Genomic DNA, 9,540 nt, shown 5'->3' with positions numbered 1-9,540 from the left:
CAACCATCGCAAGCAGAAACTGCCCTCGTCACGTCGCGATATATAGACCCCTTTTAATCAAAGAGTCAATATCATTTTTTATCTTTTTTTTAAATAAATCTAATTCCTCAAAAGAATAAATACTAAGCATTCATAATGCGTGACAGCACATATCTACATTCACCATTGCATAAATATAAAGCAAGCTTTATGATTTTTCATGTAGTAATGGAACCATAAAGCAACAGGAAAGTGTTTATGTCATTTAAACTTACGCGTAATCAAACATTGGTTCTCAACACTTTAAAAAATGCAAAAGGGCCTTTAAGTGCCTATGCCATTCTTGACCACTTACGCGAAGAAGGGCTTCGCGCCCCTCTACAAGTTTATCGTGCATTAGAAAAACTCGTACAATTGAAATGTATTCACCGTCTTGAAAGCGTAAATGCTTTTATGGTTTGTTTACACCCTGAAAACTGTCAACACGAACTTACAACTTTTATAATTTGCCAAAATTGTGGCGAAGTAAACGAAATACAAAGCCAAGCTATTGTATCTATTCTTAAACAAATGGCTCAAAAAGCTGAATTCCAAGCGCACAAAAGTGTTTTAGAAATACGAGGTATTTGCAAAAATTGCGCAACGGAGTAATATCTCTATACTTGAAAGTTTGTAGATTTAGCATTATGCTCTTCCCGTACTTGGAAAGCTCTTGTAATTCTGGCCTACATAGCCTCCTCTTCCTGCAAGGATGAGTCTTTTACTTAACATAAAACTGAAAGCATAAGATCATGTCCCTTTATGAAACAATCGTTTCAATACGGCATTTCAATGGAACAAAAAAAAGTAAAATAATCCGTATTCTTCTTGTCGTCCTTGTGCTTTTTTTGCTCTGGTTTAGCTATAGATGGATAACGCAATGGCGTTATATGCTCTCCACTGAAGATGCTTATGTGCAAGGGGATATAGCCGCTGTTGCAACTAAATTAAGTGGATATATCGAGAAAATTGCTATTAAAGCCAACCAAATTGTAAAGAAAGATGATATCTTATTTTACTTGGACAATGGTGATTATCAAATAGCCTTTGATCAAACACAAGCCCATCTCAACACACAGAAAAAAACGCTTTTACGTATTGATGCGCAAATTAAAGCTGCTCACTCTGCTCTAGATGAAGCAATAGCACAAAAAGATGCAGCTTCAGCCATAGCGACCAATGCACAACTAACCTTAAAACGTGCCGTAGAGCTTAAAGAGAATCGCTACACGCCTCAATCGAATGTTGATGATGCAAAATCAGCTTATGAACAAGCTGTTGCCAATGTTAACCGTGCGGATGCCCAAATCGCAACAGCACGCGCAAATATCCAAGTGTTAGAAGCACAACGAAGTGAAACAGAAAGCCAAACAAAAAGTTTAGAACTCACACGCGATAAAGCACAACGTGATCTTGATTCAACCATTATACGAGCTCCATTTGATGGAATTATCGGAAATTTAACCGCAAAAACTGGAGACTTTGTTGTGAACGGCCAACGTCTTGCAGCATTAGTTCCCGTGCATGCACTTTATATTGAAGCAAATTATAAAGAAACACAATTGCAAGATATTCATGCTGGACAAACAGCTTACATTACTGTTGATGCCCTAAAGAAAGATGTATTTACAGGGATAGTCCTTTCTATTTCACCTGCAACAGGAGCTGTATTTTCTCTTCTTCCTCCACAAAATGCCACTGGAAACTTTACTAAAATTGTTCAGCGCGTTCCAGTCCGTATTTCAATTCCAGAAGAAGCATTAAAAACCGGACATATTCGAGCAGGAATGAGTGTCTCTGTAGAAGTTGATACACGAACAAAACCGCAAGATAAAAATCTCTTATAAACAAAAGAAAATGATTCTACTATGACATCTCAAAGGATAGAGTCCACACATTCTCAAGAGCGTATAGAAGTCCGTAACATTGTGATTTTCATAGTTATGGCCTTTGGCATGTTCATGGCGATTTTGGATATACAAATCGTTGCCTCCTCTTTAGCCGAAGTCCAGGCTGGTCTTGCTGCAAGCTCTGAAGAAATTTCATGGGTTCAAACCTCCTATCTCATTGCTGAAGTCATCATGTTGCCCCTTTCAGGATTCTTGGCGCGATTGCTTTCAACCCGTGTTTTCTTCACCATATCAGCCATCGGATTTACGATTACTTCTGTTCTTTGTGCAACAGCAACATCTATTGGAGAGATGATTATCTACCGTGCATTGCAAGGTTTTATTGGCGGAGGGATTATCCCGAGTGTTTTTTCCGCCTCTTATATACTTTTTCCCCCTTCCAAGCGCCCAATTGTTGTCCCTATCGTTGGACTAGTCGCAACGTTAGCACCCACTATTGGTCCAACGGTCGGAGGTTATCTCTGTCATATCTTATCATGGCACTGGCTTTTTCTCATCAATGTACCTTTCGGAGCTATTATCTCACTTCTCGCTTGGAAATTGATTGATTTTGATAAAGCAAATCCATCTCTCATGGCTAAATTTGACTGGTTTGGGCTCATTTCTATGGCTGTTTTTCTAGGAACTTTAGAATATGTACTAGAAGAGGGTGCACGTCATGATTGGCTAAATGATCGGCTGATTCGGAACTTATTCATTATCATGATCTTGTCTGCCGCCCTCTTCTTCTGGCGCGCATTTACGGTAAAAGAGCCTATTGTTGATCTTACGACTTTTTCTAATTTTAATTTTTCTGCTGCATCCATTTTTTCCTTTTCTTTGGGAATAGGTCTTTATGGGCTCACATATCTTTATCCGGTCTATTTAAGTCAAATTCGTCACTACGACGCCCTTATGATAGGAGAAACTCTTTTCCTTTCAGGGTTCGTTATGTTATTAACCGCCCCCCTTGCTGGATTTCTTTCAGCAAAAATTGATGCACGTTTGATGATGGCAATAGGACTTTTTGGCTTTGCGATAGGAACTTGGATGGCGCACTCAATCACAGACGACTGGGATTTTTGGCAACTCTTTTGGCCGCAAGTTTTTCGTGGTTCTTCTGTAATGTTATGTATGGTTCCTGTTAATAACATTGCCTTAGGAACACTTCCACCAGAACGCATGCAAAATGCCTCCGGACTCTTTAATCTCACACGCAATCTTGGTGGTGCTGTAGGGCTTGCTATTATCAGCACTCTCATGACAAAACGCACAGACTTCCATTATGAACGAGTAGCCGAAACACTGAGCCACACAAACAGACAAGCAACTGAAATACTTTCAAAGTTTACTTTATTTTTCAAGACAGAAACCTTTGATTCGTATACTCTTGCTCTTTCTCAATTATCTGGTATGGCACGCATACAAGCAATGACTATGGCTTTTAGTGATGTTTTCTTTATCATAACCATCATCTTTGGTATTTTGGCATTTATGACTATTTTTCTCAAAAAAATACCACCACTTGTAAACACTCCTCCAGGACACTGAAATTAATATTGTAGAAATCGAAGAGCGTTTTTCATTATTCATCAATTAACTCTTCTCATTCCCAGAATTTGATTGCCTACAAACATATAAGCGTAAATAGTGTAAAATTATATTTTGAATGATGATTCTCAATAATAATCCTTGTTGAATGTAAAAAACTTACCTGTTTTTAAATATGCGCCTTACATAAATGAGTAATTGCAAATTTATCAAATGAAGATAGGCGAAGGTGTTATCCTAGCTAAAGAATTTAAAAGTTCCTAGACTACTCTAAACAAGATAATCATTTCTCTTAGAAGTTTTTTAATGCTTGATTCTCTGATCTCAAAAACAGAAAATATTAGCATCTTTAAATGACGAAAAACCCTATAACAGTATTTAAACTTCTAATAAAAAACTGTCCTTAAACACAAGAAATGGGTAAGTTTAATTATTTTATTAAAATCTAAAGAAGTTCATATCGAGATTTTCTCCATTTTTACTATTTCAACATGCACTCAAACTGTATAAAAATTCTAAAAGTATCTCTCCCCCTCTAATTATAATAACAAGTTGATTCGTTTATCATTATCCAACACTGATACTTTCTCTATTGTGGTTGAATTCAAAACTATTAAGCGCAGCAATTTTCTTTTTTTGCCAACTTGCATATCCATAGACATATTCAAAGCGAATATTATCTCATTGAGAATACAAAACACTTTAACAAAAGAAATGCTTATCCTCTTCCCCACTCAATAAATAACTATTTTTGCTTCATAAAACGCAAAAATACAAACGGACATAAATTGCTTTCGTTATCGATGTATTATAATGATAAAAGCAATTAACTCCTTTAGCACTATAATTTATAAAGCACATGATGATTTCCAAACAGTTTTTACTTTTTCTTACATATCATCTTCTAATAAAAATACTTCTCCAAGATGACCAATTGAAAAAAACAAAAAATATCAATAATATACGATTTTAATATTTTTGTAGGCTTACCTTTAAACAAGGCAAACATTAATCATCATTCAATAAATAAATTGACATGACCAAAAATCAAAAAGTATATGCATTGCAATAAGACGGCTTGAAAACTCTGGACTATCATAAAAATATCCTGCTCAAATAAACAACGGTCTGCTCATAATGCTAAACTATTTGAAAATAAATAAGCTTCTCAAGCCACTTTATGACGCTGAAAGCGATTCGAATCTTCGCGCTCTCCACTAGGGATCAAGGTACCATGACATGCTGAAAGAAAGTCTGGTATTAATTCCAACGCTTGAAAACGATGCTTTTCATAAGGACCGGGCATTGCCAAATCTGTAGTCAAGCGGCTTGAAAAACCAAAACGCTGATAAAATGCACCATCCCCCACGAGTAAAATGGCGCCATACCCTAATTTTTTTGCCTTTTCAATGGCATGTTGCATAAGAATTGACCCTATTCCCAAACCAGAACACTCTGCCAAAACAGCCAGAGGACCTAAAAGCAAAGCATGCCGTATACCATTTTTTCCTTTTTTAAATCGAACATGCCAAAGACGTACACTGCCTACAAGCTCACCAAATTCATTTTTAACAACAAAAGACAATCCATCTGCAGCCAACCGACCACGACGTAAAAATTCTGAAGATTTACGCTTACGCCCCTTTCCCAAGGTTAAATCAAGTAAGTGCTCTCGGTGTGGCTTATCTACGACTTGTTCATCTACAAGTGTAAAAAATACACCATTTTTTGTTTGAAAGTTAACTGTACCCATCTTTGCCAACACCTCACTCTACCTTCGACCGTTACAAAGAAAAAATCAAATCACGTAAGATCGCAAAGGCTCAAAGCCATTAAAGGCAACAGATGCATAAGTTGCTGTGTAAGCACCCGTGCCATGAATCAACAATTCATCACCGACCGTAAGAGATAAAGGCAATAAATAAGGTATCTTTTCATAGAGGACATCTGCCGAATCGCATGTTGGTCCCGCTAAAATACAAGGCTCCATCGCCTTATCATTATAAGGTGTTTCAATAGGATAGCGAATCGATTCATCCATAGTCTCAATAAGACCATTAAATTTTCCAACATCAAGATAGACCCATCGAACGTTATCATTATCCGCTTTTTTAGAAATTAGAACAACCTCTGTGCGAATAACACCAGCATTACCGACCATACCACGTCCTGGTTCAATGATTGTTTCAGGAATACGGTTGCCAAAATATTTTTTCAACGAATCAAAAACAGCCGTACAATAAGCCTGTTCTGTAGGAACATCTTTTAAATAACGTGTTGGAAAACCACCTCCCATATTCACCAACTTCAATGAAATTCCTTCTTGCTCTAAATGCCTAAAAACCGTCGCAGTATCTGATAAAGCACGGTCCCAAGCGTTCAGATCTATCTGTTGAGATCCGACATGAAAAGAAACGCCATGTGCTTGCAAACCTAATTGATGCGCGCGACGTAATACATTCACCGCCATAGCAGGAGCACAACCAAACTTACGTGACAATGGCCACTCAGCACCTTTCCCATCGGTAAGGACTCGGCAAAAAACACGAGAACCTGGAGCAGCGCGTGCAATTTTTTCAACTTCCTCCACACAATCAACAGCATAAAGCGAAATACCCAGTGCATATGCACGAGCAATATCACGTTCTTTTTTAATCGTATTGCCAAAAGAAATACGATCACACGTTGCTCCCGCTTTTAAAGCCATTTCAATTTCTGCAACAGAGGCCGCATCAAAAGACGAGCCTAACGAAGAAAGCAAACACAAAATTTCAGGAGCTGGATTTGCTTTTATCGCATAGAAAATACGAGAATGTGGAAGTGCCTTTTCAAAATTTAGATAATTCTCACGGACAACATCAAGATCAACAACTAAGAACGGACCTTCAGAACGATGTGTTGCGAGAAAATTGCGAATACGTTGCGTCGCCATCTATCAATCCTCCTCAGGGAACAAAACCCTGCTCTCTGCCTCGACAGCACAGAGCCGCCAATAGCCAAAGGACAAAATACATGCAGCCACTACCAGTACTTTGATCACTTTCATAACCAAAAAACCAATATTGCGCATAACGAAAGAACAACACAGAAACTGCGTTATCCTACTTTAATCTGCCTTTTTGATTGGAGTTGAGAAAACCACTTCCGCACTGAAGGCAATGAGGTGTGCCTCTATAGTTATCCCAGCATTTGGATAGCTGGAAGACACCAGAAAGGCCCGCACCGTCGTTGCTTCAAGATGTCCTCATTCTTTTGGTTGGCCACAAGAATGACTGGAGCGGTTAGTTCCAGGTACCGTACCGGTTAATCTCACCATTCGAGAACCAGCGGACACCCACAGGCACGCGCGACTTTGGGCAAGAGTCCATATAAAACGAATTCTTACGCATTTCAATCATTTTTTTTATTTTAAACATTTTTTAATTTTTAAAGCTAAAATGGCCGTAAAAAAGCAACAGTCTTTTCAAGAAAAAAATACCTTATCTTTTTAACAAGATCCAATTTTTATGATTGCACACACGCTGTTGTGTTACTTATTCACAATCGTTCTTTACAATGACTTCTTTTCCTTGTCGCGTAATATAGCTATTCATTCACCACACAAGCCTATATATTATTATAAAAAGAGTGATAAAGCCCTACAAGCCCGCCCTATCCACATCTATAACACTATAGGCCAACACCAACTATAACATCTCCCATCCATACAAAATACCGACTATTATAAAGCAACATGATTTATAATAATCTATCGCCTCAACTTGAATTATAGCTTCGTATATTGCCAGATTTCCTCATTCCAAATATGTTTTTCTTGAAGCAAGAAAACACACCCTAGCACATAAGAAGCAAGAATAGTGTAAGAACAATACTGTACAAAAAAGACTAAAATGTCTCTGATGAAAGATTATTATGCCCCCTACAAGCTAGCAAAATAATGGAAAGCCGATTGTACCTTCACAAGCGCAAAGATAATGGTGCTCAGAGGCTTTATCGTTACACTATTTACAGACAAACTGTTGCAAAACAGACCTGAAAATATTGAGAAATGTTCCTTTAAAACAAGCCTATGAATTGGTAACAACAAAATAGTGTTCTATTTTATATGAAGCATACCCCCTTATTAAAGAACACAAGAAACAAAAGCGTGAGACAATGCGCAACCTCCATTCTTTAAAAGATATGACTCTAAATACTTTTAAAAGTTGCAAAGCCCAATAAGGGAGCATCTCTCTTAAAAAAAATCAAGCTCTCAATATATAATAGCTTTAGGACTCTTTGTGAGAACCAACTGCACGCGATTTTGATAACTGAAATTGCCTATGACGTTCACGAAAACGCTGCCGATCAGCTTCACTACGAACATCATAACAAGCATCACACGAGACTCCTTCTTCATAATGAGGTGATAATTTGCTTTCAGCATTAAGAGGAAAACGACACGCACGGCATAATTCACGTCCACACTCTTCAAGACCGTGTTTAACAGAAACGCGCTCATCAAAAACAAAGCACTCCCCCCACCATAAACTTTCTTCTTTTGGAATAGTTTCCAAATATTTTAGAATTCCACCCTTTAAGTGGTAAACTTCTTCATATCCCAACTCACGAACATAAGCCGTTGACTTTTCACAGCGAATACCACCCGTACAAAACATAGCAATTTTCTTTTTCTTTTTTAAATCATCTCCATGCTTACGCACCCATGCAGGAAACTCACGAAATGTTTTAATATTCGGGTCAATGGCTCCCTTAAAACTCCCAATTGCATATTCATAATCATTACGTGTATCAATTAAAATGGTCTCTTCATCTTGAATAAGGGCATTCCAGTCTTCAGCGCTTACATAAGTACCAACAACCTTTAACGGATCAATACCTTCAACCCCCATTGTTACAATTTCTTTTTTCAACCGCACTTTTATACGATGAAAAGGCATTTTTGATGCCCATGAATATTTAATCTCTGGCGTTTGAAATGCTGGCTCAGCTGTAATAAAATCCACTAATGTTTCAATTGCAGCAGCAGGCCCTGCAACAGTTCCATTAATGCCCTCTTGCGCTAAAAGCAGAGTCCCCTTAATGCCATTTTCTTGACATAAATTCCGCAAAGGTTCCTGTAATCGACGATAATGCTTTAAATCTGCAAAGCAATAAAGTGCAGCAACTTTAAAATTCTTTTCCATAATTTTTGCCATAACGCGCGTTTCATTCAATTTCAAGGTTTGTTCATCTACTCTTTAACATATTGTGCTTAATCAAACTATATGAATAAATAACCTTTTAAAGAAAAAACAGCATGTGCCAAAAAATAACGTATCTTTTATCGCTTCTCCAAGAACAAACCATCATACCAGTTTTACACATTGATGATCTGAAAACTGCAATCCCCTTAGCCCGTGCTCTTGTCAAAGGCGGACTGAAAACCATTGAGATCACATTACGCACGCCAGATGCATATAATGCAATAAAAGAAGTTATACAAGAAGTGCCCGAAGTGACTGTTGGGGCAGGCACAATTCTCAACACGACACACTATGAACAAGCCGAAAGTGCTGGAGCACAGTTCATCGTAAGCCCTGGATTATCAAACAAATTAATCGATTGTGCAAAAAACAGTAAAATTCCTCTTCTTCCAAGTATAATGACACCAAGTGAACTCATGCAAGCATGGGATAAGGGATATTCATATTTTAAATTTTTTCCTGCTGAAGCCGCAGGAAGTATTCCCTTTATCCAAGCCTTAGCATCCCCCTTCCCTAAAGTGCGATTTTGCCCAACAGGGGGCATAACACAAAAAAACGCAGCACAATGGCTCCAGCTTTCAAATGTTTTTTGCATTGGAGGTTCTTGGATAGCGCCCACAAAACTTATTGCAACAGGTAATTGGGATACTATCACGACATTAGCACGTGAAGCAACACAGCTAGCCTCTCCTTTTCCTACAAAAGCGCGCTCTACAACATAAGTGGCAGGAGAATTATTGATACCTTCAACAAGGCCAAAAGACTCGCACATTTTTGCACAATCTTTTAGCATCGCCATAGAACCACAAATCATCACGCGATCATCAGCGGGAGAA

At 38.0% G+C, this 9,540-nt stretch carries 7 protein-coding genes and 1 pseudogene; 4 read left to right on the top strand and 4 right to left on the bottom strand.

Annotated elements, in window-relative coordinates; genetic code table 11:
- The first annotated feature begins 237 nt into the window (after window positions 1-237).
- From ABID23_RS07385 to ABID23_RS07375, 3 genes are all read left to right on the top strand, one after another.
- Window positions 238-630, top strand: coding sequence for a Fur family transcriptional regulator (locus ABID23_RS07385; RefSeq protein ID WP_354190789.1), 393 nt, complete (start codon window positions 238-240; stop codon window positions 628-630).
- Window positions 631-770: 140 nt separating this feature from the next.
- Window positions 771-1,865 carry an HlyD family secretion protein gene (locus tag ABID23_RS07380; protein WP_354190787.1) on the top strand — a complete coding sequence of 365 codons (1,095 nt, stop codon included), beginning with the start codon at window positions 771-773 and terminating at the stop codon, window positions 1,863-1,865.
- A 21-nt stretch (window positions 1,866-1,886) separates the two neighbouring features.
- The gene (locus ABID23_RS07375) at window positions 1,887-3,458 is read left to right on the top strand and encodes a DHA2 family efflux MFS transporter permease subunit (protein WP_354190785.1); all 1,572 of its coding nucleotides are present in this window, start codon (window positions 1,887-1,889) and stop codon (window positions 3,456-3,458) included.
- A 1,168-nt stretch (window positions 3,459-4,626) separates the two neighbouring features.
- Here the strand turns inward: ABID23_RS07375 and ABID23_RS07370 are convergent.
- From ABID23_RS07370 to trhO, 3 genes are all read right to left on the bottom strand, one after another.
- Window positions 4,627-5,211, bottom strand: coding sequence for a GNAT family N-acetyltransferase (locus tag ABID23_RS07370; RefSeq protein ID WP_354190791.1), 585 nt, complete (start codon window positions 5,209-5,211; stop codon window positions 4,627-4,629).
- 45 nt (window positions 5,212-5,256) lie between these two features.
- Entirely contained in the window at window positions 5,257-6,390 is a 1,134-nt protein-coding gene (locus ABID23_RS07365; protein ID WP_354190783.1) for a type III PLP-dependent enzyme, read from the bottom strand.
- Between the two features lie 1,336 nt (window positions 6,391-7,726).
- The gene (gene trhO, locus ABID23_RS07360) at window positions 7,727-8,644 is read right to left on the bottom strand and encodes an oxygen-dependent tRNA uridine(34) hydroxylase TrhO (RefSeq protein WP_354190781.1); all 918 of its coding nucleotides are present in this window, start codon (window positions 8,642-8,644) and stop codon (window positions 7,727-7,729) included.
- 113 nt (window positions 8,645-8,757) lie between these two features.
- Here trhO and eda point away from each other — a divergent pair, with 113 nt between their 5' ends.
- On the top strand, window positions 8,758-9,426 hold the full coding sequence (eda, locus tag ABID23_RS07355) for a bifunctional 4-hydroxy-2-oxoglutarate aldolase/2-dehydro-3-deoxy-phosphogluconate aldolase (RefSeq protein ID WP_354190779.1): 669 nt from the start codon (window positions 8,758-8,760) through the stop codon (window positions 9,424-9,426).
- Here the strand turns inward: eda and ABID23_RS07350 are convergent.
- Window positions 9,399-9,540: pseudogene (locus ABID23_RS07350) on the bottom strand (ferredoxin--NADP reductase); the annotation flags it as partial. The gene eda and the pseudogene ABID23_RS07350 sit on opposite strands and share 28 nt — an antisense overlap.

The sequence above is a fragment of the Bartonella silvatica genome, assembly GCF_040545155.1.
Taxonomy (GTDB): Bacteria; Pseudomonadota; Alphaproteobacteria; order Rhizobiales; family Rhizobiaceae; genus Bartonella; species Bartonella silvatica.
The sequence above is the reverse complement of the archived record's forward strand: the minus strand, read 5'-3'. Positions and strand labels throughout refer to the sequence as shown.

Excerpts from the sequence above, each read along its gene's own strand:
- ABID23_RS07385 (WP_354190789.1), top strand. The coding sequence starts at position 238 with ATGTCATTTAAACTTACGCGTAATCAAACATTGGTTCTCAACACTTTA.
- ABID23_RS07380 (WP_354190787.1), top strand. The coding sequence starts at position 771 with ATGTCCCTTTATGAAACAATCGTTTCAATACGGCATTTCAATGGAACA.
- ABID23_RS07375 (WP_354190785.1), top strand. The coding sequence starts at position 1,887 with ATGACATCTCAAAGGATAGAGTCCACACATTCTCAAGAGCGTATAGAA.
- ABID23_RS07370 (WP_354190791.1), bottom strand. The coding sequence starts at position 5,211 with ATGGGTACAGTTAACTTTCAAACAAAAAATGGTGTATTTTTTACACTT.
- ABID23_RS07365 (WP_354190783.1), bottom strand. The coding sequence starts at position 6,390 with ATGGCGACGCAACGTATTCGCAATTTTCTCGCAACACATCGTTCTGAA.
- trhO (WP_354190781.1), bottom strand. The coding sequence starts at position 8,644 with ATGGAAAAGAATTTTAAAGTTGCTGCACTTTATTGCTTTGCAGATTTA.
- eda (WP_354190779.1), top strand. The coding sequence starts at position 8,758 with ATGTGCCAAAAAATAACGTATCTTTTATCGCTTCTCCAAGAACAAACC.